We start from the raw sequence: 25,368 nt of genomic DNA on the forward strand, positions 1-25,368 counted from the left end.
CGGGGGTTTTCTTAGGGTTGAAATCCTTCGGGCACGCCAAAAGGCGGCGTGTCCACACTGGTTCCGGTTAGGGCGTGCAGAAACGCGATGAGGCTGTCAATTTCAGCGTCGGACAGATCAACAGGGGAGATGTCGATCTTGCTGCGCTGGCGGGCCATTTCCAGTTGGTCGTCCCATACGATGAAGTCTGCCCTTTGCAGCCACGGAACCTCGGGCAGCGCGGCCATGTCCGGGCTCCATGCCGCAAGGCTGCGTTCGGGGTCCAGATGGTGGCGGATCATGCTTTCGAGGTCGGGGAATGCGCCGTTATGCCCGTATGGGGCGGTCAGGGCGATATTGCGCAGCATCGGTGTGCGGAACCGGTAGGCGTCCTGCACCCGGTCGCTTTCGCCCATGCGGCCGACATCACGGACATACGGGTCCCACTGACGGGTACGACCGGGGCCAAAGGGCGGCAGCGCCAGTGCGTGGAACTTCTGATCGGACAACAATGAACCGGAATGGCAGCTGGAACATCGGGCTTTGCCATAGAACAGGTCCATACCGGCCCTTTGCGGTTGTGACAGCGCATCGCCCTCACCGGCCAGATACCGGTCAAACGGGCTGTCAGTGCTGCGCCATTCGGTGGCCATGAAGGCGGCGAGCGCGTTGGCGATCTGGGTGATCGTGATGTCTTCGGTCGTGGTGATTTCGTCGAAGGCCGCAACCATGGCCGGGCCATAGCGCGGATCGGTGCGCACGCGTTTGGCAAGGATCGGCCAGCCCTTGTCGATCCGGTCGTGTACCGCGCCGGTCACCTGATTTTCCGCGACATTTCCGGCCATTTCGAATTGCGAGGTCAGCGGGAATAGCGCCTGCGCGGCCAACAACGAGTTCAAACCTTCCGGCAACCATTCCTGCGCAGGCGAGTTGAAACCGTTGCCATAGACGTCCGACAGACTCAGGCGGCCGTCGTGAAACAGGGTGTGAATGTCCCGCGCGCCCAGGTTCCAAAGGCCCGGCGAATTGCGCGGGATACGTTTGCGGATCCGATCCGCGCCGGTGCCGGGCGTGCGGTCGGGGCCCAGGCCCTCACCGCCTTCGCCGATGCCCAGCGACAATCCGTCCGAGGTGCCGAAATCCGGGTGGTGGCAATGGGCGCAGGCGATGTTCCGGTTGCCCGACAGGATCGGGTCGTAAAATAGTTGATGTCCGATGGCCGCCTGTTTCATATCGAAGGACAGAAAATCATCATCCGTCAGCGGGCGCGGCAAGTCTTGCGCCGCCGCAGCCCCTGCCAAAAGGAACGCAAACCCATGCGCCAGTTTGTATTTGCCCTTTGCCTGTTCGCGACCCCGGCTCTGGCCGAGCTGGAGCAGGCCCGTGATCTTATGGAGGCCGGCGAGTTCGAAGCCGCGCGCGAGGAACTTCTGCCCGCCGCCCGGTCGGGCAATGCCGAGGCCGAGGAACTGATCGGGGTGATGTACGGGCTTGGTCTTGGGGTCGAGCAGGATTACGAACGCGCTTTTGACTGGTATCTGCGCGCCTCGATGAAGGGTCATCCGGGGGCGCAGTCGGGTGTGGGCTGGTATTACGAACTGGGTCTCGGCATGCCCGCGCCCGATCTGGTGCGTGCCTATATGTGGTACACGCTCAGCGCGATTGGCGGTGACCCGGACGCCGCGATCAGCCTTGAGGAAGTGGTCAAGAAAATGTCGCCGGAGCAGATCGAAAGGGCGCATGTTCTGGTGAACGACTACAAAGGGTGGATGTACCCGTTTCGGTAAAGGGCCGGGCTGAAACCGCCCGGCCCGGTTTGCATCAGTTCAGGTCCGCGCTGCGCGACGCGTTGACGTCCGCCTCGGCCGCGGCCACGGCTTCGGTCAGGGCGTTAAAGACTTCGTCGCCACGGGTCACGTTGGACTGGAACCATTCATAGACCGGGGTTGCGGCCTCTTTGAACGCGGCTTTCTGATCCGGGCTCGGAACATAGAGGTCACCGCCACCGGCGACGAAATCCTCATAAGCCTGGATCGACTTGCGCTTGGGTGAGGCGAATGTGGCCTGCTGCAGCGCATAGAACCCGTCCACCACGACGCGGCGCATATCCTCGGGCATCTCCTGGAACTTGGCGTTGTTCATCCACCACAGGGCACCCATATAGGCGTGGCCGTCCAGCGTGACATATTGCAGACCCGCATCCGGGAATTTCATGCCCATGATGTCGGTTATGCCGTTCTTGGACCCTTCGACAACACCGGTCTGGAAGCTGGTGAACAGTTCCGGCCACGGGATCGGGGTCGGTGACGCGCCAAGCGCCTTGACCAGTTCCTGCGGCAGGTCGGCAACCACGGTGCGGATTTTCAGCCCTTCCATGTCGGCGGGTTCCGCAATCCGGCGCTGCGTGTTGGCGAAGTTGCGCCAGCCACCGGTATTGCCGATGGTCATCAGGCGGATCGCGCCGCCGGAATCCTCAAGCGCCATATCGCGCATCTTGCGGGTGAAATCACCGGACAGCACATGTTCGGCGATGCGGTCATCGGCCATCAGGTAGGGCAGGTCCAGAACCTGCACGTAGGGAAAGATGCCCGAGGCGCCGCCCGAGGTGGAAATGTAGACGTCGATGGTGCCGTCCGCCACGCCCTGCAGGCATTCGGCCCCGTTCGAACACAGCTGCGTGCCGATGAACAGTTCCACCTCGATGGCGCCGTTCGAGGCCGCTTCGACATAGTTCTTGAAGACGATCAGACCGTCGTAATCCTCGTCGTTTTCATTCGAGTTTGCTGTGGCGCGCAGCGTGTAATCGGCTGCGGTTGCGGCAATGGCGGACGCGGCCACCAGCGATGTGGCCACCGCTGCGGTTTTGATGAAGCTTCTGAGCATGCGTTTCCTCCCTGTGATACTCAGTTAGTTTGCAAATCCCGTTATCCTCGGGATCGTCATGGAGATTGCGGGGACATAGGTGATCAGGAAGATCACTATGATTTCGACGGCCAGGAACGGCAGGATGGCCTTGGCAATGGTCTCGACCCGTTCGCGCGACACGGCGGCCGCCACAAACAGCACCAGCCCCATGGGCGGCGTGGCCAGGCCGACAGTCAGGTTGACGCTCATGATAATGGCAAAGTGGATCGGGTCCACACCAAGGCTGGTGAAGATCGGGGCCAGGATCGGGCCGAGGATGATGATCGCCGGTCCGGCATCCAGAAACATGCCGACAATGAACAGCAGCAGGTTGATCAGCAGCAGCAGGATCAGCGGGTTTTCCGAAAGGCTGAGGATCAGCTGCGCCAGTTGTTCCGGTGCGTGGCTGAGGCTGACCACGGTCTTGAACGCCATCGCCGCACCCACCAGCAGCAGAACAACGGCCGAGGTCAGCCCGGCATTGCTGAGGATCTCGGGCACTTCCTTCAGGGTCAGCGTGCGCAGGACGAAGAACCCGATGATGAAGGCATATCCCACCGCCACGGCGGCGGCCTCGGTCGGTGTGAAGATGCCGCCCAGGATGCCGCCCAGAATGATCACCGGGGTCATCAGCGGGAAAAAGGCCTTGAGGCTGGCCTGACGGCGTTCGGGCCATGTGTATTTGCGGCTGGCGACGGGAAAGTCATATTTGTCGGCCATGAATTTGATCATCAGCATCAGGCCCACACCGACCATCACGCCGGGCACGATGCCCGCCAGGAACAGCGCGGCAACGCTTTCGCCCATGACATAGGCGTAGATGATCATGATGCCCGAGGGCGGAATGATCGGACCGATCACCGAACTGGCGGCGGTGATCGCAGCGGCAAACTTCCGGGAATAGCCCTGCTTTTCCATTGCTGGGATCAGCATCGACCCCAGAGCCGATGTGTCGGCCACAGCTGAACCGGACAGCCCGGCGAACAGGATGGAACTCAGCACATTCACATGCGCCAGCCCGCCCCGGAAATGGCCCATCAGGGCCTGGCTGAACTCAACCAGCCGGATGGTGATACCGCCCCGGTTCATCAACTCGCCGGCCAGCATGAAGAACGGAATCGCCATCAGCGGAAAACTGTCCATCCCGTTATAGACATTGCGATACAGCAGCGTGATGTCATTGGTCTGACCGTTCAGCCACAGCAGGATGCCCGGCGCGGCCAGAAGCGCGAAAAAGACCGGCAGGCCGATCATCAGGAAGATAAGGAAGGTGGGCAGGAACCAGATCAGCATTTATTCAGCCCCCACCGGTGCTTCGGCAATTTCAGGCAGCAGGTCACCGCCGCCCAGCAAGGTGATGACGGCGCGCAGGATCAGCTCGATATTGACCGAGATCAGCAGAATGACCCCCACCAGCAACGACGCCATCATCCAGCTGCGCGGGACGCGGAACCATTCGTCAAAACCGAAGGAGGTGGGCAGGTACAGCGCCGCAGTGGCGAATTTGCCGCCAAAACCGGTGACCTCGGACCAGCCAATGCCGACCGCAACCAGCAGCACCGCCAGCGACACCAGCAACAGAAAGATGTTCAGCGTCTGGCCCAGCAACCGCGGCAGCATCATCGGCACCATGTCGATGGCCACGAACCCGCCGCGCCGAAAGGCGGTCGGGGCCATCAGCCCGGTCATCCACAGCATGCAGAACCGCGCGGCTTCGTCCGGCCAGGGCAGGGCGTTGCCCAGCACGTACCGAAAGAAAACCTGAATCAGGATCGCGACCACCATCAGCGCAATTGCAACGACGCCAACCGCGCGGCCCAGGCGCAGCGCGGTTTCGTTCATGAATGCAATCGGCGCAAGCACCGATGTCAATCCGCCCATGCGGATCCTCCCTTTTTCAGCCGCAGGTTTTTCCCGCGGTCGTCATATCGCGCTTATTTATGCGCGAATTGGCCGAGTTTTCCGGCGTAAAAGGTCAGCGCGTCTCCATCCGCCATGCTGGCCCTCAGAACCTTGCCCACCACAATAACGTGATCGCCCGCATCGTGATACGCATGTTGTTCACATTCGAACCGCGCCAGGCAATCCGGCAGCAATGGCGTGCCGTTCTTGCAATGGTCGTGGTCGATTTCCTTCAGGGCATGGGCGTTTTTCGAACACCCGAAACAAAGCTCGGCCTGTTCGGTGGACAGGACATGCACGGTAAAGTGCCGCGCATTCCGAAAATAGGGGAACCGGCGCGAATTGCGATCTGCCGCCCACATCACCAGCGGCGGGTCCAGCGACAGCGAGGAAAAACTGTTCGCGGTGATGCAGATCGGGCCGTCATCGCTGTTGCAGGTCACGATCGTGACGCCGGTGGCAAAGCGGCCAAAGGCGTCGCGCAGGGTACGGGTGTCGTCCTTGTGCGGGACGAACGTGTGGGTGAAATCCTTTGAGATTGCATTCATCATGGTACCTCATGTCCCAGCGCCGCCTCGTACAGGCGGAACCAGGTTTCGCGATCCAGTTTGACTTTCAAAGCGTCTGAAATGCCTTTGATGCGGTCCAGGTTGTTGGTGCCCAGAACCGGCAGGATGCCCGCCGGGTGCGCCAGCAGGAAGGCCACCGCAACAGCGGCGCGATCGACGCCGAATTCCACCGCGACCTCATCTGCCACAACGCCCACCGGAGGGTTACCGGCCATCAGCATGCCGCCGCCCAGCGGCGACCACGCCATCAGCGGGTGCCCGTGCTGCTGGTGAAACGCCAGATCGCCATTGGTAAAGGCGCTGATTTCGCCCAGCGAGATTTCGATCTGGTTGGTGACCAGCGGGGTTTTCATTGCCGATTGCAGCAGTGTCCAGTCCCAGGGCCTGAAGTTCGACACGCCCACCGCGCCCACCTTGCCGCTGGCGACAACCTCATCCAGCGCGGCCCCGGTTTCATGGTGATCCATGAACGGGTCGGGGCGGTGGATCAGCAGCAGGTCGATATGGTCGATGGCCATCTCGGACAGCGAGGTTTCGACCGATTTCACGATATGCGCGCGCGACGTGTCGTAGTATTTCACCTTCGCATGCGCGTACCGACCGCAGGGCGCGACGATATCGCATTTGGTGACAATCTCCATCTTCTGGCGCAACGCGGGATTTGCGCGCAGCGCCGCGCCCAGCACGGCCTCGGCGTTGTAGTCGCCATAGATATCGGCCTGATCGAAACTGGTGATGCCCTGATCCAGACAGGCCTGGATCTTGGCCTCGACGTGACCCGCCGACGTATCGCTGTCATCGCCCAGCCGCCACATGCCATAGACCAGGCGGCTCATCTCCAGCAACTCGGTTAGTTTCACGCGTTGCATCAGCGGCGGACTCCGTTGCCCAGCGGGGTGGCCGGGGTATTTAGCGGTACGCGCCCATAGGCCTCGGGCAGCGAGCAGGTTTTCAGGTTCGGCATCACGCGGGTGCCGAAATGGCGAGCTTCATCCATATGCGGATAGCCCGAGAAGATGAAAGCGCGAATGCCCATCTTCTGGTATTCCTCGATCTTGGTCATAACCTGATCGGTCGACCCGACCAGCGCAGCGCCGCAGCCCGAACGCGCCCGGCCCACGCCGGTCCACAACCCGGGTTCGACATAGCCGTATTCATCCGCAAGATCGCGGTTCTTGGCCTGATGCGCCACGCCCAGCGAGGTTGCGTCCAGCGCCCGTTCGCGGATGGCGCGGCCATATTCGTCGTCCAGTTTGGACACGATGTAGTCCGCGTATTCCTGCGCCTCGGCCTCGGTGTCGCGGACGATCATGTGCACGCGCAGACCGTAATCCAGCGTCCGGTTATAGTTCTCCGCCACAGCGTGGACCGCCCTCATCCGTTCGGCCAGCTGGTCCTTGGTTTCCGGCCACATCAGGTAGACGTCGCAATGCTCGCCGCACAAATCCAGCGCAGACGGAGAATAACCGCCGAAATACAGCAGCGGCCCGCCGGTCTGATAGGGTTTCGCGGGATCGGTGGTCAGGCCCGAGAAGTTATACACCTCGCCCGCATGATTGATCTCATCCTGCGTCCAGGCCTGTTTCAGGATTTCCACCACTTCGCGCGAACGTTGATAGCGATAGGCGCTGTCGTCCTTTTCGCCGGGGAAGTCGGATGAGATGATGTTGACCGTCAGCCGCCCCTGCAGCATGTGATCCAGCGTAGCGATGGTGCGGGCCAGCATGATCGGCTGCATCTCGCCACAGCGCACGGCAGCCAGAAGGTTGATCTTTTCGGTGATCGGCGCGCAGCCCGCGACAAAGCTCAGCGTGTCCTGACCCACCTGATACGAGGACGGGCACAGGATGTTGCGGAACCCCTGCGCCTCGGCCTCTTTGACGATGCCGGAACAATGGTCCCAGCTTGATCGCAGATCGCCCTCCGGCACACCGAGGAACTGATAGTCGTCCGAACACAGCGCCGCGAACCACGACACTTCGGCCGCGTCCAGATCGGGGGATGTGATGGGGACGATGGTCATTTGATTCGTTCTCCGGACAACTTTGACTTTCCTCTTGCGTAGCAACCGCTTTGATGTAGATCAATAGTGTATCAATTTTTTCTGCAACTCAGTGAAGCGCCTCAGAATGTCCACCAACGGCCGAAACCCGAACGCCCTTCCGATCTATGTTCAGATCGCCGAGCTTCTGATCCGCGATATCGCCGCCGGACGGCTGATCGACGGTGAGCGTCTGCCGCCCGAACGGGACATGGCGGCAAACCTGAATGTCTCGGTCGGAACGCTGCGAAAATCACTCGCCGAGCTTGAGAAAAAGGGAATGCTTGAGCGTATACAGGGGTCGGGTAATTACATCCGCGAGACCGGAACCCAGAACAGCGTCTATGCGATGTTCCGCCTGGAACTGCCCGAAGGGGGCGGCCTGCCGCGGGCGGATGTCCTGTCGGTCGATCATCTGGCCAAGCCCGGCGATCTGCCGCGTTTCGGAACTTCGGACCGAGGCTCGCGGGTGCGGCGGATGCGCTATCTGAATGACACAATTATCGCGGTCGAGGAAATCTGGCTGGACGAATCGGCCGGACGGATCGATCGGGCGCTGTTGTCGGACTCGCTGTATCGCTATTACCAGCACCAGCTGGGGTTCTGGATTACGCGGGCGGAAGATCGGGTGACGGTGCGCCCCTTGCCCGACTGGACGCCGCTTGCCTTTACAAAGCCGGTCGGTGAAACGGCAGGTTATATCGAACGGTTCAGCTGGTCCGACCGGCCCGAGCCGGTGGAGTTTTCGAAAACGTGGTTCGATCCGGATCGGGCCACCTATGTCCAACGCCTGAAGTAAAAGGAAACACGCATGACCCGGACCATCAATTACGGGCTGATCGGATGCGGCATGATGGGGCAGGAGCACCTGCACAATATCGCCCTGCTGGAAGGTACGCGCGTTTCGGCGGTGTATGAACCGGATGCCGGCATGGCGCAGGCCGCGCGGACCATTGCGCCGGATGCGGTTCAGGTGTCCTCGGTTCAGGAGCTTCTGGCGGTCGGGGATCTGGACTGCATCGTGATCGCCAGCCCCAATCACCTGCATGTGGATCAGATCGACGAGATCGCCCGGACCCGGCCGCTGCCTCTGCTGGTGGAAAAACCCCTGTTCACCGATCCCGCAGACGTGGCCCGGCTGGACGCCATTCAGCAAAGCTATCCGCATCCGATTTGGGTGGCGATGGAATATCGCTACATGCCGCCAATCGCGGCGCTGATTTCGGAACTGCAGGCGACCGGCGGCGTCAGAATGCTGTCGATCCGTGAGCACCGCTTTCCGTTTCTGGAAAAGGTCGGAAACTGGAACCGTTTCAACCGCAATACCGGCGGCACCTTTGTCGAGAAATGTTGCCATTTCTTCGACCTGATGCGGCTGATCCTGCAATCCGACCCGGTCCGTGTGACTGCAAGCGGCGGTCAGGCGGTCAATCACCTGTCCGAATCTTATGACGGCGAGGTGCCGGATGTTCTGGACCATGGCTATGTCATGGTGGATTTCGCCTCGGGCGCGCGGGCGATGCTTGAATTGTGCATGTTCGCCGAAGGCTCGCGCTATCAGGAGGAAATTACAGCCATCGGTCCTGACGCAAAGATCGAGGCGCTGGTGCCCGGTCCGGGCCGGTTCTGGCCCGCCCATCTGGGTGCACCGCCAGTGCCGCAGGTCATCGTCAGCCCGCGCAATCCCAAGGGGCCGGTGGTCAAGGACATTCCGGTTGATCCGCGCCTGCTGGCCGCAGGTGATCATAACGGATCGACCTATTATCAGCATCAGGGGTTTCTGGCGGTTCTGCGCGGTGAAAAGGCGCAGCCGGATGTCAGCCTTAAGGATGGTCTTTGGGCCGTGAGGATCGGTCTGGCGGCGCAACAGGCGCTGGCAAGCGGCGAGACGGTTCGCTTTGACGATTGAAGCCGATAGGAAACCTGCGTTCCGGATTCGCACAAAAAGGGGTGTCGTTTTTGACGTCTGATGGGTCTTTTTCACTTGCTGAGTGAATTTTGACGCAATAGCTCTGTCCGTGGGACACCCCTCCCCAACGAGGGGCGTGTATCTGGAAGGGTAATACAGATGACTATAGAACAACCGGTGTCGCACGACACCGTGCGCAAACCTGACGTGCGGCCGGCGAATCCGCGTTTTTCCTCGGGCCCCTGCGCCAAACCCCCCACATTTGATCTGACCAAACTGGCCGATGCCGCGCTGGGCCGATCACACCGGGCCGCCGTCGGCAAGGATAAGCTGAAGGCCGCCATCGAAGGCACGCGCGAGGTGCTGGGCATTCCGGCGGATTACCGGATCGGCATCGTTCCCGCCTCGGATACCGGCGCGGTTGAGATGGCGCTGTGGTCGCTGCTGGGCGAACGCAAGGTCGAGATGCTGGCCTGGGAAAGCTTTGGCGCTGGCTGGGTGACCGATGTGGTCAAACAACTGAAAATCGACGTCGAGGTGAAAACGGCGGATTACGGTCAGATCGTTGATCTGGCTTCGGTCGATTTCGCCAAGGATGTGGTGTTCACGTGGAACGGCACGACCTCGGGCGTGCGGGTTCCCAACGGCGACTGGATCGCCGATGACCGTCAGGGCCTGACGATTTGTGATGCGACCTCGGCGACCTTTGCGATGGACCTGCCCTGGGACAAGCTGGATGTGACCACGTTCAGCTGGCAGAAGGTTCTGGGTGGCGAGGCGGCCCATGGCATGCTGATCCTGTCCCCACGCGCCGTGGAGCGGCTGGAGAGCTACACCCCTGCATGGCCGCTGCCCAAGATTTTCCGCCTGACCAAAGGTGGCAAGCTGATCGAAGGCATCTTCACCGGGGCCACCATCAATACGCCGTCGATGCTGGCGGTCGAAGATTACCTTTTTGCTTTGGACTGGGCGCGCTCGGTCGGTGGGCTGCAAGGGCTGATCGCCCGTGCTGACGCCAATGCCGGTGCGGTGCACGCGTTCTGTGACCAGAACGATTGGATCGCCAATCTGGCCGAGGACGCGGCGACGCAGTCGAACACTTCGGTCTGCCTGAAATTCACTGACGCGCGCATTCAGAACGGTGCCGCTTTTGCCAAGGCCGTGGCCAAACGGCTGGAGGCCGAAAATATCGCGCTGGATATCGGTGCCTATCGCGACGCGCCCGCGGGTCTGCGCATCTGGTGCGGCGGCACGGTCGAGACCTCGGATATCGAGGCGATGCTGCCCTGGCTGGCATGGGCTTTTGAAACCGAGATCGCGGCGCAAACCGAAGCTGCCTGACATATTTACCGGGCCGTAACTGGCCCGGGCATTTTCCAATACATCAAGGACCAGAGATATGGCCCCCAAAGTACTCGTCTCCGACAAGCTTAGCGAAACCGCCGTGCAGATTTTCCGCGATCGCGGCATCGACGTGGATTTCATGCCCGATCTGGGCAAGGACAAAGACAAACTGGCCGAGGTGATCGGCCAGTACGACGGCCTTGCCATCCGTTCCGCCACCAAGGTTACGCCGACCATTCTGGACAAGGCCGACAAGCTGAAGGTTATCGGCCGCGCCGGGATCGGTACCGACAATATCGACAAGGAAGCAGCCAGCAAGAAAGGCGTGATCGTGATGAACACGCCGTACGGAAACATGATCACCACAGCCGAACATGCCATTGCGATGATGTTCGCCGTGGCACGGCAAATTCCCGAAGCCAGCACCTCGACCCATGCGGGCAAGTGGGAGAAGTCCAAGTTCATGGGGATCGAGCTGACCAACAAGACGCTTGGCGTCATCGGTGCGGGCAATATCGGCGGCATCGTCTGTGAACGGGCGCTGGGCCTGAAGATGAAAGTGGTGGCCTATGATCCCTATCTGAGCCAGGAGAAAGCCGCCAAGATGGGTGTCGAAAAGGTCGAACTGGATGATCTTCTGAACCGCGCCGACTTCATCACCCTGCACGTGCCGCTGACGGACCAGACCCGCAACATCCTGAGCCGCGAGAATCTGGCCAAAACCAAGCCGGGCGTGCGCATCGTCAACTGCGCCCGTGGCGGTCTTGTGGATGAGGCCGCGCTGGCCGAGATGCTGCAATCGGGTCACGTCGCCGGTGCCGCCTTTGACGTGTTCAGCCAGGAACCGGCCAAGGACAACCCGCTGTTCAACCTGCCCAACGTGGTCTGCACGCCGCATCTCGGCGCGGCCACGACCGAAGCGCAGGAGAATGTGGCGCTGCAGGTGGCCGAGCAGATTTCCAACTATCTGCTGACCGGGGCCGTGGAAAACGCCCTGAACATGCCCAGTGTGACGGCCGAAGAGGCCAAGGTCATGGGGCCGTGGATCAAGCTGGCCGGTCATCTGGGCAGCTTTATCGGCCAGATGACGGATGAACCGATCAAGGCGATCAACATCCTTTATGACGGTGTCGCGGCCGAGATGAACCTGGCGGCGCTGAACTGCTCGGTCGTGGCGGGGATCATGAAAAAGGTCAATCCCGAGGTGAATATGGTCTCGGCCCCGGTTGTGGCCAAGGAACGCGGTATTCAGCTTTCGACCACAAATCAGGACAAATCCGGTGCCTTTGAAGGTTATATCAAGGTGACCGTAGTGACCGAAAAGCGCGAGCGTTCGATCGGGGGCACCGTGTTCAGCGACGGCAAGCCGCGTTTCATTCAGATCAAGGGTATCAATATCGACGCCGAAGTTGGGGCGCACATGCTCTATACCACCAACGAAGATGTGCCGGGCATCATCGGGACGCTGGGCCGGACCATGGGGGAAAGCAACGTCAACATCGCCAACTTTACCCTAGGCCGGTCTGAGGCGGGCGGCGAAGCCATCGCGCTGTTATATGTGGACGAGCCGGTTCCGGCCGAAGCGCGTGCCAAACTGGCGGAAACCGGTCTGTTCACCCAGATCAAACCGCTGGAATTCGACGTTGCCTGAACGGAAGTGTTGAATTTCCGAGACAATTCCTGCCCGCGCCCGCACCGGCGCGGGTATTTTCTTTTCCCGATCCGAATTTCGCGCCACAAGCAAACCATTCAAATCTCTGAGGGTTTTTCGTGACATCCCCCATTTACGCCATTGGCGACATTCATGGTCAGCTTGAGATGCTGGAACATGCCCTGCACCTGATCGCGGGCGACGGCGGGCCGGATGCCCGGATCGTGTTTCTGGGCGATTATGTGGATCGCGGCCCCGACAGCCGCGGCGTTCTGGACCTGCTGATCGCCGGGCAGCGCGCCGGGCGGAACTGGGTCATGGTCAAGGGCAATCACGACCGGATGATGGCGCGTTTCGTGCAGGATTGCGAGATTGCGGACAGGCACCTGCCGGTCACGCTCAGCTGGTTGCACCCCCGGCTGGGAGGTCGCGAAACGCTGGCCTCCTACGGCGTCGAGGTGACGGACAATGACCGCATTTTTCAGGTGAACGAACGGGCCCGCGCCGCTGTGCCGCCTGCCCATGTCGATTTTGTCAACGCTCTGCCGAGCTATCATCAGAACGGTGATTTGCTGTTCGTGCACGCAGGCATCCGCCCCGGTCTTCCGCTGGAGCAGCAGTCCGAGGACGATCTGGTCTGGATCCGGCACGTCTTTCTACGCCACGCCCAACCGCACCCGTGGCTGATCGTGCACGGGCACACGCCGGTGGACCGGGCCGAACATTGCGGCAATCGCATCAATCTGGATGCGGGCGCGGGCTATGGCCGGCCGCTGGCGACGGCGGTTTTCGAAGGGCGCCAATGCTGGTTGCTGACCGGGGCCGGGCGCGTGCCGCTGGTGCCTAGCCCGTCGTGAACAGGTCTTTGTACGTGTCACGCAGCACGTTCTTCTGAACCTTGCCCATGGTGTTTCGGGGCAACTCGTCCAGTACGATCAGCCTGCGGGGATGTTTGAACCGGGCCAGAGCATCATTTACACGGGTCAGAATGGCCTTTGGATTCAGGATCTGGCCCGGTTCCGGCACCAGAATGCCCAGAACGGTCTCGCCGAAGTCGGGATGTGGCACACCGATTACAGCGCTTTCCAATACGCCGGGCTGGTCGTCCAGCACCAGTTCGACCTCTTTGGGATAGATGTTGTAGCCGCCCGAGATGATCAGGTCCTTGCCGCGCCCGACGATATGGACATAGCCATCCTCATCCACGCGGCCCAGGTCGCCGGTGATAAAGAACCCGTCTTCGCGCAGTTCGGCAGCGGTTTTCTCGGGCATCTGCCAATAGCCCTGAAACACGTTCGGGCCGCGCACCTCGATCATGCCAATCTCGCCCTGCGGCAAAGCCTCGCCCGTTTCGGGGTCAGTCACTTTCAACTCGACATCCGGCAGAGGGATGCCCACCGTCCCCGCGCGTCGCTCGCCGTCATAGGGGTTTGAGGTGTTCATGTTGGTTTCGGTCATGCCATATCGTTCAAGGATGCGGTGGCCGGTGCGGGCTTTGAACCTCTCATGGGTTTCCGCCAGCAATGGGGCCGAGCCCGAGATGAACAGCCGCATATGCCGGGCCAGATCGCCGGTGAAACGATCGTCGCCAAGCAGGCGCGTATAGAAGGTCGGAACCCCCATCATCGCAGTCGCGTCAGGCATCAGGTGCAACATGTCATCCAGATCGAATTTCGGTAGAAAGATCATCGACCCGCCCGAAACAAGCACCACATTCGTCGCCACAAACAGCCCGTGGGTGTGAAAGATCGGCAGCGCGTGCAGCAAGCAGTCCTGTGGCGTGAACCGCCATTCCGCTACCAGCGTTTCGGCGTTTGACAGCAGGTTCTGTTGCGTCAACATCGCCCCTTTGGACCGGCCTGTTGTACCCGATGTGTAAAGAAACGCGGCCAGATCGTCCGCCTGACGCCGGACCGGCGCGAACGCGGGCAGCATTCCCAGCGCCCGCCGTGTCAGGCTGCCTGATCCATCGGCGTTCAGCGTTTCAAGCCGGGCGTTTTGCGCCTGCGCAAACGGTGCCAGCCCCTCTTTCCGCGCCGCGTCGCAAACCACCAGCGCCGCGCCGCTGTTTTCTATGAAATAGCCGAGTTCGGCCGTTGTGTAGGCGGTATTCAGCGGCAGGAAAATCAGCCCGGTCTGTACGCAGGCCGCATAGAGCGCCAGCGCCTCTGGCGACTTTTCAACCTGAACCGCCACCCGGTCGCCGGGTTCAAGCTCGAACCCGTTCAGCGCGTTGGCGATCCGGGCGGCGGTGTCCAGAAAATCGGCATGCGTCAGGGTCCGCCCGTCAGGCAAATGCAGGAACGGCGTGTCCTTGCCCGCATAAATCCCAAACAAGCGATCATAAAGCGGGTTGCCCATTCCATTGTTCCCTCGTCCCGGATCAGTCTGGTCTGAATCTGGCGCGGATTGAAAAGGGGGTAAAGCCCCGTGCGCAGAATTTGGACCGATGATCAGAACTGTGTGGTCATGCGGTACCCGGCGGCAAAGAACATCTTGGCAAACGTCACCGGCTGGCCCTGTAGCCAGGTGATCCGCTCGGCCGTGAATACCGGTTCGCCTTCCGGCACATCCAGAAAGCCCGCGACCGTGGCATCGGCACGGCTGGCCAGAAAGCTCAGTTCGACATTGGTGAAAGGAACGGTCTGGATCAGCCATTCATTCGGGCCGACATCCGAGAAATCCGCCTGCGCGACCTGGGGAACCGAGGCGGTGACGATCCAACGGTCCTCGTACTGAAACGGGGTGTTGCCGTTGAAATGCATGCAGCGCACATGCATCACGCTTTGGCCCGGCGGCAGCGCCAGCCGCGCGCTCAGCCATTCCGGAGCGGTCTCAGAGCCGGAGGCCACCAGCGCATAGCGATAGGTGCCGCCCAACGCCTCGACCTCATCGCGCACCATGGGGATGGTGAAACGGGCCTGTCGCTGCGGCGCGCTGAGAACCCGCGTGCCGGCCTTGCGCCGGCGTTCCAGAAACCCCTCATCCGCCAACTCCCGCAGCGCCCTGTTGACGGTGGTGCGGGTGCAGGAAAACTCGACCGCAAGCTCCTGCTCGTTGGGCAACAGGGAGTCGGGCTGCCATTCGCCAGACCGGATCCGCTCAAGCACGGTCTGCTTGATGTCCTTGTAGCTGGTGGTGTCATTGGGTTGGGGCATGGTGCCGGTTCCTTTAAACCGAGGCCAAAAGGCCCGCAATCGCGGATCTGTATGCAGGAAGGATCTGGTCGCGGGCAACGTGGCGGCCTTGTTTGACCATATGCCGCCCGGCGCTCCACAGGTCGGTGACAAGCCCGTCGGGCGCGGCAAAGCACAGGCCATCCAAAAGCTGATCATCGGTCAGGGCGCAAAGCGCGGGATGCTGCCGGTCGATCGCCACCAGATCAGCCAGCTTGCCTTTGGCGATCACCCCCGCATCGCGGCCAAGGGCCTGAGCGCCGCCCTGTGCCGCGCCGGTATAAATCGCCTGTCCGACCGACCCCTCGCCCGTGATCAGAATGGCGCGTTCCCTGTCACGCAGGCGCTGGGAATATTCCAGCATTCGCAATTCCTCGGACATCGAAATCCTTATATTAGAGTCTGATCCCACGCCAAACCGCCCGTTTTCGACGATGTAGGTGGCACCGTTGAAAATGCCGTCGCCCAGATTGGCTTCGGTGATCGGGCACAGCCCCGCAACCGCACCAGAGCGGGCCAGCGCGCGGGTTTCCGCTTCGGTCATATGGGTGGCGTGGATCAGGCACCAGCGCGCGTTGACCTCGGCATTCTCCAAAAGCCAGGCCACCGGGCGCTGCCCCAGCGCGGCCTGAACATCGTCCACTTCCTGAAGCTGTTCCGCGATATGGATATGCACCGGCCCGTCGGGCACGGCCTGAAGTACCGCGTGCAGATCGGCCGGGGACGTTGCCCGCAGAGAATGCGGTGCGATGCCGATTACGGAATCTGAATGGGGCAGGGTCGCGCGACACTGTTGGACAAGGTCCAGAAACCGGCCCACATCATTGCCGAACCGCACCTGCCCACCGGCCAGCGGCTCCTGCCCGACGCCGCCATAAGTGTAGAGCACCGGCAGGTGGGTCAGGCCGATCCCCGTCAGGCTTGCGGCGGCAAAGATACGCTGGCTCAACTCGGACAGGTGATCATAAGTCGCGCCGCCGGGTTGATGGTGGACATAGTGAAATTCACCGACCGAGGCATAGCCGGCCTCCTGCATCTCCATGAACACCAGCGCAGCGATGGCTTGGATCTGTTCCGGGGTCAGCCTGTCCAGGAACCGGTACATCAGGCTGCGCCAGGTCCAGAAACTTTCGCGCCCGGCCGCCCGGCTTTCCGTCATTCCGGCCATGGCCCGCTGAAACGAATGGCTGTGCAGGTTGGCCGGCGCGGGCAGCAGAACGTCAACCCGCGCGTCCTCGGGCGATGCGGGCACATCGTGTTGCACGTCATTGATCCGCCCATGGTCAAGCTCGACCCGAAGGTTGCTGACCCAGTCAGAGCCTAACAAGGCCGTTTTGGCGTGAATCGACATTTCGTTTCCATTTTGTGTAGACTTTATCAAGTTACACATATACGAAAAATCAAAACAAGAGGGGAGCCCAAAAGAATCGCCATGCCGAAAAAAACGGTCCTCACCAGCGCTCAGGTCGCAACGATGGGTGGCGGTGGTACACCCTATGGGCTGTGTCAGGATGCGGCCATTGCCATGTCCGGCGCCGCAATCGCCTGGGTCGGGCCCAGGCAGGATTTACCCGCGGAGTTCGCGGATTGGCCGGTCAGGGACTTCGGCGACAGGCTGATCACGCCCGCCCTGATCGACGCGCACACGCATGTCGTGTTTGGCGGTAACCGCGCGGCCGAGTTCGAAATGCGCCTGAACGGTGCGACTTACGAAGAAATCGCGCGCGCGGGCGGTGGTATTCTGTCCACGGTCAACGCGACACGGGCAGCCAGCGAAGACGCCCTGCTGTCCGATGCTCTGACGCGCGTGGATGCATTGCTGGCCGAAGGGGTTGGCTGCATCGAGATCAAGTCCGGCTATGGTCTGGATACAGAGACTGAATTGAAGATGCTGCGCGTTGCCCGCCGGATCGGTCAGGCCCGCCCTGTGCAGATCAGAACCAGCTTTCTGGGGGCGCATGCGGTTCCGCCAGACTATGCCGGGCATCCGGACGCCTATATTCAAAAGGTCTGCATCCCAACTCTGCGTGCGGCGCATGCGCAGGGGCTGGTGGATGCGGTGGACGGGTTTTGCGAAGGCATCGCGTTCACCCCGGACCAGATCGCACAGGTATTCGACGTCGCGCATGAGCTTGGCCTGCCGGTTAAATTGCACGCGGAACAGTTGTCAAACCTCGGCGGGACGCGGCTTGCAGCCTCATACGGTGCCCTGTCGGCGGATCACATCGAGTATCTGGATGCCGACGGCGTGGCGGCGATGGCGCAGGCGGGCACGGTTGCCGTGCTGTTGCCGGGTGCGTTCTACACGTTGCGGGAAACGCAGATACCCCCGGTCGAATTGCTGCGCAGCCATCAGGTTCCGATGGTTCTTGCCACGGATTGCAACCCCGGCTCGTCCCCTCTGGCGTCGCTGCTGTTGACCCTGAATATGGGGTGCACCCTGTTCCGCCTGACCCCCGAAGAGGCGCTGGCCGGTGTCACACGGAATGCCGCGCGCGCGCTGGGGATCGAAAACGCAGGCACAATAGCGCCCGGCCAACGCGCGGATCTGGCGGTCTGGGATGTCGCGCATCCGGCTGAACTGTCCTATCGCATCGGGTTCAACCCGCTGCACACACGAATTTTCGGAGGATCGGGATGACCCCCTTGTCGCTTCGTCCCGGGCAGGTATCGCTGCCGCAATTGGCCGAGATTTATTGGAACGAAACCGCCGCGGTGCTGGATGCCGGGTGCCGGCCAGGGGTCGAGGCCGCAGCGCAGCAGATTGCCAAAGCCGCTCAGGGCGCGGATCCTGTTTACGGCGTTAATACCGGGTTCGGCAAGCTGGCCAGTCACAAGATCGCGCCTGCGGATACCTCTACCCTGCAACGCAACCTGATCCTCAGCCATTGCTGCGGGGTCGGGCCAGCGGTGCCTGTTCGGCTGACCCGGTTGATGATGACGCTAAAGCTTTTGTCCTTTGGCCGCGGCGCTTCCGGGGTGCGGTGGGATTTGATCGAACTGCTACAGCAGATGCTGGCCCGTGGGGTGACACCGGTGATCCCGGCGCAGGGCTCAGTCGGGGCATCAGGTGATCTTGCGCCGCTGGCCCATATGACAGCGGTGATCATAGGCGCGGGTGAGGCCGAGGTGGACGGCACCGTCCTGCCGGGTGATCAGGCCCTCAGATCCGTTGGGTTAGAGCCTGTTGAGCTGGGCCCAAAGGAGGGGCTCGCCTTCATCAACGGCACCCAGTTTTCCACTGCTTTCGCGCTGGCCGGTCTGTTCGAGGCCTGGCGCGCCGCGCAAAGCGCGCTGGTCATCTCGGCCCTGTCGACCGACGCGATCATGGGGTCGACGGCCCCGTTGCAGCCCGAAATCCACACCCTGCGCGGCCATCGCGGCCAGACCGAAGCCGCCGGGGCCATGCGCGCCGCATTGGCCGGGTCCGAGATTCGCGAAAGCCATCGCGACGGCGACACACGCGTGCAGGACCCCTATTGCATCCGCTGCCAACCGCAGGTCACCGGGGCGGCCATGGATGTGATGCGGCAGGCGGCCGCGACACTTGAGGTCGAAGCCAATGCCGCCACGGACAATCCGCTGGTGCTGGCCGAGGCGGGCGCCATCGTTTCAGGCGGTAATTTCCATGCCGAGCCGGTGGGGTTTGCCGCCGATATGATCGCCCTCGCCGTGTCCGAAATCGGCGCCATCGCACAGCGGCGCATCGCGCTTATGGTGGACCCGACGCTCAGCTTCGACCTGCCACCGTTCCTGACCCCCGATCCCGGCCTGAACTCGGGCCTGATGATCGCCGAGGTAACCACCGCCGCGCTGATGAGCGAAAACAAACATCTGGCCAATCCCTGCGTGACCGACAGCACGCCGACCTCGGCCAATCAGGAGGATCACGTGTCGATGGCCGCCCATGGTGCGCGGCGGCTGACGCGGATGGTCGATAACCTGAGCTATATCCTTGGGGTGGAACTGCTCTGCGCGGCGCAGGGCATTGAGTTCCGGGCCCCTCTGACCACCAGCGCAACCTTGCAACGGGCCATCCAACGGTTGCGCATGGATATCCCCGCGCTGGCTGAGGATCGCTATTTGGCGCCAGAGCTGGAAACGTCCAAACGTCTGGTGGCTGAGGGCGCGATACTCGGGGCCGTGGGCACGCAGATGCCGGAGCTGGCGTGATGCAGGTGGTCAGCGTGCAGCGTGGTGATGGTCCCATTGTGCTGGGGCAGCCGCATGGCGGAACCTTCGTTCCCGACGATATCGCTGTCCGCCTGAACGAAACGGGGCGGGCGCTGACGGATACGGATTGGCACATAAACAGGCTCTATGAAGGGCTTTTGGACGATGTGACGGTCGTTCAGTCTCATGTCCACCGCTACGTGATCGACGCCAATCGCGACCCCGCCGGCGCCTCGCTGTATCCAGGTCAGAACACCACGACGCTGGTGCCGCTGACCGATTTTGACGGGCAGCCGATCTGGGCCGGCGGGCAGGAACCGTCCGAGGGTGAAATCGAGGACCGGCGGGCCAGATACCACGCGCCCTATCACGCAGCGCTGGAACAGGAGTTGGAACGGGTGCGCGCAAAACACGGCGTGGCGATCCTGTTCGATTGCCATTCCATCCGTTCGCTGATCCCGTTTCTGTTCGAGGGTGAATTGCCCGTCTTCAACACCGGCACCAACAACGGTGCCACCTGCCATCCGGCCATCGAACAGGCCGTGCACGGCGTGGCGACCGGGGCGGCAGGCTTTACCTCGGTTCTGAACGGCCGCTTCAAGGGCGGCTGGACCACCCGTCACTATGGCCGCCCCAACGAGGGCATCCATGCGATCCAGATGGAAATCGCACAACGCGCCTATTTGGACGAAACCCCGCCGTGGAACTGGCGCGAGGACTGCGCCGCCACACTCCGCCCGCATCTGAAAGCGATGCTAGTGCGCCTCCGCGACCTCGCCCTGTCGGGCGCATTGACCGAAAAAGGAGCCCAGACATGAGCGATCCGCGCAAGAACACCCGCGATATCTATCCGCCGACCGGCCCCGAACTGAATGCCAAAAGCTGGGTGACCGAAGCACCGCTGCGGATGCTGATGAACAATCTGCACCCGGATGTGGCCGAAAACCCGCATGAACTGGTGGTTTATGGCGGCATCGGGCGCGCGGCGCGGACGTGGAAAGATTTCGACACTATTGTGGCTGGTTTGAAGGATCTGGAGGAGGATGAGACGCTGATCGTGCAATCCGGCAAGCCGGTCGCGATCATCCGTACCCACAAGGATGCTCCGCGCGTGCTGATCGCAAACTCGAACCTCGTGCCGCATTGGGCAACCTGGGATCATTTCAATGAGCTCGATAAGAAGGGCCTGATGATGTATGGCCAGATGACCGCCGGCTCGTGGATTTACATCGGCACGCAGGGCATCGTTCAGGGCACCTATGAGACCTTTGCCGAGGCCGGGCGTCAGCATTATGACGGTGATCTGACCGGCAAGTGGATTTTGACCGGCGGTTTGGGTGGCATGGGCGGTGCGCAGCCGTTGGCCGCCGTGTTTGCGGGCGCCTGCTGTCTGGCGGTGGAGTGCAACCCCGACAGCATCGACTTCCGCCTGCGCACTAAATACCTCGACGAAAAGGCCGAGACGCTGGACGAGGCGCTGGAGATGATCGAGCGTTGGACCGAGGCGGGCGAGGCGAAATCCGTGGGTCTGCTGGGCAATGCGGCCGAGATTTTCCCCGAGATCCACCGCCGCATGAAAGAGGGCGGAATGCGGCCCGACATCGTCACCGACCAGACCAGCGCCCATGATCCGATCAACGGCTACCTGCCATTGGGCTGGACCATGGCGCAGTGGCGCGAAAAGCGGGAAACAGATCCTAAAGCGGTGGAAAAGGCCGCGCGTGCCTCGATGAAGCAGCATGTCGCGGCGATGGTGGATTTCTGGAACGCGGGCGTACCGACGCTGGATTACGGCAACAACATCCGGCAGGTGGCGCAGGATGAGGGGCTGGAAAACGCCTTTGCTTTCCCCGGTTTCGTCCCTGCCTATATCCGTCCGCTGTTCTGCCGTGGCATCGGCCCGTTCCGCTGGTGCGCCTTGTCGGGCGACCCCGAGGATATCTACAAGACCGACGCCAAGATGAAAGAGCTGTTCCCCGAGAACGAGCATCTGCACCGCTGGCTTGACATGGCGCGCGACCGGATCGCGTTTCAGGGCCTGCCCGCACGGATCTGCTGGATCGGGCTGGGCGACCGGCACCGTGCCGGGCTCGCGTTCAACGAAATGGTGGCTAATGGCGAGTTGAAGGCGCCGGTGGTGATTGGCCGCGACCATCTGGACAGCGGCTCGGTCGCCAGTCCCAACCGCGAGACCGAGGCGATGCTGGACGGCTCGGACGCTGTATCCGACTGGCCGCTGCTGAACGCGCTGATCAACACGGCCAGCGGTGCCACCTGGGTGTCACTGCACCATGGCGGCGGCGTCGGGATGGGGTTCAGCCAGCACGCGGGCGTGGTGATCTGCGCCGACGGGACCGAGGATGCGGCGCGGCGACTGGAGCGCGTGCTGTGGAACGATCCTGCCTCGGGCGTCTGGCGGCACGCGGATGCGGGCTATGACATCGCCAGGGATTGCGCCCGCGAACACGGTCTGCGCCTGCCCGGTATTCTGGGCTAGGCACCAAAATCTGTCTCTGGCGAAATCCCCTCTGCTGCGATATGCGCATGTGACCTTGCCGGAGATCGAATATGTACGTTGCCACCCTGTTGACGAACCCAAATGCGCCATCGCTGGAACAGGCTCTGGTCGAGTCCCTGCGTAACGCGTGGGGCGGGGGCGATGTTGTCTGGCTCAGCCCGGATGAGGCGGCTGAGTTCAAATTCGCCGAACTGCCCGACAACCAGTGGAAGGTTTGGGCCGAACTGCAATTGCTTGAGGTCGACCTGATCGTGCAGCCCGTCGAAAAGCGGCGCAAGCTGATGCTGCTGGCCGATATGGACAGCACCATGATCCGGCAGGAATGTATCGACGAACTGGCCGACGAGGCCGGTGTCGGGGACCGGGTGAAGGATATCACCGCCCGCGCGATGAACGGTGAACTGGATTTCGAAGGCGCGCTGACCGAGCGGGTCGGCCTGTTGAAAGGTCTGGATGAAGCGGTGATCGACAAGGTTCTGGATGAACGGATCACGCTGATGCCGGGCGGCAGGGAACTGGTTGCGACGATGCGGATCAATGGCGGCTACACGGCGCTGGTTTCGGGCGGGTTCACGGCCTTTACAGCCAGGGTGGCGGACAGGCTGGGGTTCGACGAAAATCGCGCCAACACCTTGCTGGCCGAAAACGGCAAGCTGACCGGAGAGGTGCAGCGCCCCATTCTGGGCCGGCAGGCCAAGGTCGACGCGCTGGAACAGATCACCCGGCGGCTGCGTCTGTCCGAGGCGGACGTGATTGCTGTTGGCGACGGGGCCAATGATCTGGGGATGCTGGGCCGGGCCGGGACCGGCGTGGCGCTGCATGCCAAACCCTCGGTGGCCGAGAAATGCGACATCCGGGTCAATTACGGCGATCTGACCGCGTTGTTGTATCTGCAAGGTTATGCACGAACGGCCTTTGCGCAGGTCTGACAGCTCGGGGCTTCCCTTAATTTAACTTGAGTGTTAAATAGTGGTCATGAACACACTTCTGACCACTTTTTCCGCGTTGTCGGACGCCACGCGCTTTTCGATTGTCGAACAGTTGATGCAGGACGGAGAGATGCCCGCCGGCGACCTGATCCGGGGGCGGGGCATGACGGGGGCTGCGATCTCGCGCCATCTCAAGGTGCTGCGCGAGGCCGGTCTGGTCAAGCAACGGGTGCAGGGCACGCAGCGGATGTATTCGATCCGGCCCGAAGGGCTGCGGGCGATTGCCGAATGGACCATTTCGAAACGGCAGTTCTGGGAAACCAGTCTGGACCGTCTGAACGACATGATTGAAAGGGAGAATTCATGGCCGACCTGAAACTGGAACGTGAGTTCCCCACCAGCCCCGAAAACCTGTTTGCCTGGATCAGCGATGGCGCCAAGCTGCTGCAATGGTGGGGGCCCGAAGGAATGCATGTGCCCGAACATGATCTGGATTTCTCGCGCCTCGGGCCGTGGTATTCGGTGATGGAGAATGCCGAGGGCCAGCGGTACAAAGTGTCCGGTCAGGTCACCCATGTCGACCCGCCCAACTCGGTCGGGTTCACCTGGGCCTGGCATGACGATCAGGATCAGCGCGGGGCGGAAAGCCACGTGATCTTTACGGTAGCGCGAACCGCGACCGGTGCCCGGTTGGTGCTGGATCACCGCGAACTGGCCGATGCCGAGATCGCCGCAAACCACAATACCGGCTGGACCTCGTCGCTGCGCAAACTGGAAACCGAATTGAGATAGATTTCATCAGGGAGGAAAGAAATGCCCCAATATCTGTTTGTCTATCATGGCGGTCATACCCCGACCGATCCCGCCGAAATCGAGGCAACCATGGCCGCCTGGGGCGCATGGTTCCAGAACATGGGCGATGCGCTGGACATCCCCGGCAATCCCGTGGGCCAGTCCTATACCGTCAGTTCGGGCGGCGTTGTGGACAATGGCGGCGCCAACCCGGCGTCGGGCTTTACCGTGGTCAAGGCTGACAGCATCGACGCCGCCACCGAGATGGCCAAGGGTTGCCCGATGGTTGTGAACGGTTCGGGCTCGGTCGAAGTGGCCGAGGTGCACGAGATCGAGATGTAACGGCCTCAGCCGGGGAACCCCGGCGCAGGTCGGATCACGCCGCATTCCAGCCCCCGGCGGCTGAATTGCGTGGCGTTCATGAAGGTGCGGGTGGCCGGGTGATCGGCCTCCAGCACGCCAAGGTGGACCAGAAGGGCCGCGATCGCACATTCGCTGGCCCGGGTTGTTCCGTCAGCGATCTTCAGGGCGATGCCCATGCGTTTTTCCGGGACGATGGCCACAAAGACGGCTTCAGCCCCCGTTTTGATGGCGGCGCGGCCATTCATGGCGCGCATCAGTTCGGTGCAGGCGCGGGTTTCACCTGCGACCAGTTCGGGGTGCTTGACCATCGCCGCAACCAGATGCGCTGCCGCGTCGCTGGCCCGGTCCGACCGGTCCGCAGCCGACGCGAACCACGCCATCGACCGCGCCAGCCCCGCCAGTGAGGTAGCGAAATTCGGTGCCGAGCAGCCATCAATGCCATAAGCCGGGCTGGTTTCGCCCGTAGTTTCCTCGATCGCGGCAAGGCAGGCCTGTTGCACCGGGTGGTCGATTTCCAGATATTCCGGCCCCGCACCCATATGCTGCGCCACGGTCAGAAACCCGCAATGCTTGCCCGAGCAATTGTTGTGAAGCTGGCAGGGTGTGTCATCGGCCAGGATCAGCCCGTCGCGCGCGGCCATGTCCTGCGGCTCCTGCGGGCCACAGCGCAGGTCGGGTTCCGTGAGACCCAGATGATCCAGCCAGGCCGCCGCCCGATCCGTGTGGATTGCCGCCCCGCTGTGGGACGCGCAGGCCAGGGCCAGATTCTCGCTGTTCAGACCGTATTTCGCCGCTGCGCCGGATGTGATCAGGGGCAGGGCCTGGATCATCTTGGCCGAGGATCGCGGATAGATCACCGCCTGGGGATCACCCCAGCTCTGCACGATCTGGCCGCTGTCGTCGCAAATCACCGCGTGGCCCAGATGCAGGCTTTCCAGCAAGGGGCCGCGCCACAGTTCGGTCATTGGTACTGGCTGCGTCATCGGGACCCTCCGTAATATGCGCAAAATTCTGCCAATCGCCCTTTCGCCTGTGGCGAAACCTGCGTTAGTGTGTGTATGTCGGCAATCATCGGAATACGCAACTTACAGACGAACCGGCAGGGTTCGCAGGCAGTT

25 protein-coding genes are annotated in these 25,368 nt (G+C 61.9%); 14 read left to right on the forward strand and 11 right to left on the reverse strand.

Annotated elements, in window-relative coordinates; genetic code table 11:
- Window positions 1-11 precede the first annotated feature (11 nt).
- The gene (locus ACXAC3_RS04560) at window positions 12-1,280 is read right to left on the reverse strand and encodes a cytochrome-c peroxidase (RefSeq protein WP_475157146.1); all 1,269 of its coding nucleotides are present in this window, start codon (window positions 1,278-1,280) and stop codon (window positions 12-14) included.
- Between the two features lie 15 nt (window positions 1,281-1,295).
- On the opposite strand from ACXAC3_RS04560, the gene ACXAC3_RS04565 reads away from it, so the two are divergent.
- Complete coding sequence (locus tag ACXAC3_RS04565) at window positions 1,296-1,766, forward strand: tetratricopeptide repeat protein (RefSeq protein ID WP_475157151.1); 471 nt, start codon at window positions 1,296-1,298, stop codon at window positions 1,764-1,766.
- A gap of 34 nt (window positions 1,767-1,800) precedes the next feature.
- Here the strand turns inward: ACXAC3_RS04565 and ACXAC3_RS04570 are convergent, their stop codons facing one another.
- From ACXAC3_RS04570 to ACXAC3_RS04595, 6 genes are read right to left on the reverse strand one after another with little or no spacing between them, the layout of a single operon-like run.
- Window positions 1,801-2,862, reverse strand: coding sequence for a TRAP transporter substrate-binding protein (locus ACXAC3_RS04570; protein ID WP_475157154.1), 1,062 nt, complete (start codon window positions 2,860-2,862; stop codon window positions 1,801-1,803).
- A 24-nt stretch (window positions 2,863-2,886) separates the two neighbouring features.
- Window positions 2,887-4,176: a TRAP transporter large permease gene (locus ACXAC3_RS04575; RefSeq protein ID WP_475157159.1), complete on the reverse strand. Its 1,290-nt coding sequence runs from the start codon at window positions 4,174-4,176 to the stop codon at window positions 2,887-2,889.
- Entirely contained in the window at window positions 4,177-4,764 is a 588-nt protein-coding gene (locus ACXAC3_RS04580; protein ID WP_475157164.1) for a TRAP transporter small permease, read from the reverse strand.
- 53 nt (window positions 4,765-4,817) lie between these two features.
- On the reverse strand, window positions 4,818-5,333 hold the full coding sequence (locus tag ACXAC3_RS04585; protein WP_475163373.1) for a flavin reductase family protein: 516 nt from the start codon (window positions 5,331-5,333) through the stop codon (window positions 4,818-4,820).
- A complete protein-coding gene (locus ACXAC3_RS04590) occupies window positions 5,333-6,223 on the reverse strand; it encodes an aldo/keto reductase (protein ID WP_475157166.1) in 891 nt (296 codons plus the stop codon). Before ACXAC3_RS04590 ends, ACXAC3_RS04585 begins: the two co-directional genes overlap by 1 nt.
- Window positions 6,223-7,377, reverse strand: coding sequence for an LLM class flavin-dependent oxidoreductase (locus ACXAC3_RS04595; protein WP_475157171.1), 1,155 nt, complete (start codon window positions 7,375-7,377; stop codon window positions 6,223-6,225). The genes ACXAC3_RS04590 and ACXAC3_RS04595 overlap by 1 nt, the downstream gene beginning before the upstream one ends.
- Window positions 7,378-7,483: 106 nt before the next feature.
- On the opposite strand from ACXAC3_RS04595, the gene ACXAC3_RS04600 reads away from it, so the two are divergent.
- From ACXAC3_RS04600 to ACXAC3_RS04620, 5 genes are all read left to right on the forward strand, one after another.
- Window positions 7,484-8,194 (forward strand): GntR family transcriptional regulator, encoded by a 711-nt coding sequence (locus ACXAC3_RS04600; protein ID WP_475157178.1) that lies wholly within the window; start codon window positions 7,484-7,486, stop codon window positions 8,192-8,194.
- 12 nt (window positions 8,195-8,206) lie between these two features.
- Complete coding sequence (locus ACXAC3_RS04605) at window positions 8,207-9,304, forward strand: Gfo/Idh/MocA family protein (RefSeq protein WP_475157184.1); 1,098 nt, start codon at window positions 8,207-8,209, stop codon at window positions 9,302-9,304.
- A 159-nt stretch (window positions 9,305-9,463) separates the two neighbouring features.
- On the forward strand, window positions 9,464-10,645 hold the full coding sequence (locus ACXAC3_RS04610) for a phosphoserine transaminase (protein ID WP_475157189.1): 1,182 nt from the start codon (window positions 9,464-9,466) through the stop codon (window positions 10,643-10,645).
- 58 nt (window positions 10,646-10,703) lie between these two features.
- Window positions 10,704-12,299 carry a phosphoglycerate dehydrogenase gene (gene serA / locus ACXAC3_RS04615; protein ID WP_475157192.1) on the forward strand — a complete coding sequence of 532 codons (1,596 nt, stop codon included), beginning with the start codon at window positions 10,704-10,706 and terminating at the stop codon, window positions 12,297-12,299.
- 119 nt (window positions 12,300-12,418) lie between these two features.
- The gene (locus tag ACXAC3_RS04620) at window positions 12,419-13,156 is read left to right on the forward strand and encodes a metallophosphoesterase family protein (RefSeq protein ID WP_475157194.1); all 738 of its coding nucleotides are present in this window, start codon (window positions 12,419-12,421) and stop codon (window positions 13,154-13,156) included.
- On the opposite strand, the gene ACXAC3_RS04625 is transcribed toward ACXAC3_RS04620, so the two are convergent.
- From ACXAC3_RS04625 to ACXAC3_RS04635, 3 genes are all read right to left on the reverse strand, one after another.
- Window positions 13,143-14,660 (reverse strand): malonate--CoA ligase, encoded by a 1,518-nt coding sequence (locus ACXAC3_RS04625; protein ID WP_475157200.1) that lies wholly within the window; start codon window positions 14,658-14,660, stop codon window positions 13,143-13,145. The genes ACXAC3_RS04620 and ACXAC3_RS04625 overlap by 14 nt on opposite strands.
- A gap of 92 nt (window positions 14,661-14,752) precedes the next feature.
- Entirely contained in the window at window positions 14,753-15,457 is a 705-nt protein-coding gene (locus ACXAC3_RS04630; protein ID WP_475157206.1) for a GntR family transcriptional regulator, read from the reverse strand.
- Window positions 15,458-15,470: 13 nt separating this feature from the next.
- Window positions 15,471-16,826, reverse strand: coding sequence for a formimidoylglutamate deiminase (locus tag ACXAC3_RS04635; protein ID WP_475157213.1), 1,356 nt, complete (start codon window positions 16,824-16,826; stop codon window positions 15,471-15,473).
- Between the two features lie 81 nt (window positions 16,827-16,907).
- Between ACXAC3_RS04635 and hutI the strand changes: the two genes are divergently transcribed.
- The 8 genes from hutI (at window position 16,908) to ACXAC3_RS04675 (ending at window position 24,229) form a co-directional block, all read left to right on the forward strand.
- A complete protein-coding gene (gene hutI, locus ACXAC3_RS04640) occupies window positions 16,908-18,116 on the forward strand; it encodes an imidazolonepropionase (RefSeq protein ID WP_475157221.1) in 1,209 nt (402 codons plus the stop codon).
- A complete protein-coding gene (gene hutH, locus ACXAC3_RS04645; RefSeq protein ID WP_475157225.1) occupies window positions 18,113-19,648 on the forward strand; it encodes a histidine ammonia-lyase in 1,536 nt (511 codons plus the stop codon). The genes hutI and hutH overlap by 4 nt, the downstream gene beginning before the upstream one ends.
- The gene (gene hutG, locus ACXAC3_RS04650) at window positions 19,648-20,466 is read left to right on the forward strand and encodes an N-formylglutamate deformylase (RefSeq protein WP_475157230.1); all 819 of its coding nucleotides are present in this window, start codon (window positions 19,648-19,650) and stop codon (window positions 20,464-20,466) included. Before hutH ends, hutG begins: the two co-directional genes overlap by 1 nt.
- Window positions 20,463-22,145 (forward strand): urocanate hydratase, encoded by a 1,683-nt coding sequence (hutU, locus tag ACXAC3_RS04655; RefSeq protein WP_475157234.1) that lies wholly within the window; start codon window positions 20,463-20,465, stop codon window positions 22,143-22,145. Before hutG ends, hutU begins: the two co-directional genes overlap by 4 nt.
- A gap of 71 nt (window positions 22,146-22,216) precedes the next feature.
- Window positions 22,217-23,095: a phosphoserine phosphatase SerB gene (gene serB, locus ACXAC3_RS04660; protein WP_475157240.1), complete on the forward strand. Its 879-nt coding sequence runs from the start codon at window positions 22,217-22,219 to the stop codon at window positions 23,093-23,095.
- A gap of 46 nt (window positions 23,096-23,141) precedes the next feature.
- On the forward strand, window positions 23,142-23,471 hold the full coding sequence (locus ACXAC3_RS04665) for an ArsR/SmtB family transcription factor (RefSeq protein WP_475157246.1): 330 nt from the start codon (window positions 23,142-23,144) through the stop codon (window positions 23,469-23,471).
- Complete coding sequence (locus tag ACXAC3_RS04670; RefSeq protein ID WP_475157251.1) at window positions 23,459-23,887, forward strand: SRPBCC family protein; 429 nt, start codon at window positions 23,459-23,461, stop codon at window positions 23,885-23,887. The genes ACXAC3_RS04665 and ACXAC3_RS04670 overlap by 13 nt, the downstream gene beginning before the upstream one ends.
- 21 nt (window positions 23,888-23,908) lie before the next feature.
- Complete coding sequence (locus tag ACXAC3_RS04675; protein ID WP_475157258.1) at window positions 23,909-24,229, forward strand: YciI family protein; 321 nt, start codon at window positions 23,909-23,911, stop codon at window positions 24,227-24,229.
- Between the two features lie 5 nt (window positions 24,230-24,234).
- Here ACXAC3_RS04675 and ACXAC3_RS04680 read toward each other — a convergent pair whose 3' ends face one another.
- A complete protein-coding gene (locus ACXAC3_RS04680; protein WP_475157264.1) occupies window positions 24,235-25,233 on the reverse strand; it encodes an asparaginase in 999 nt (332 codons plus the stop codon).
- Between the last annotated feature and the right edge of the window lie 135 nt (window positions 25,234-25,368).

It is taken from the genome of Ruegeria sp. ABV4_181 (genome assembly GCF_056158465.1).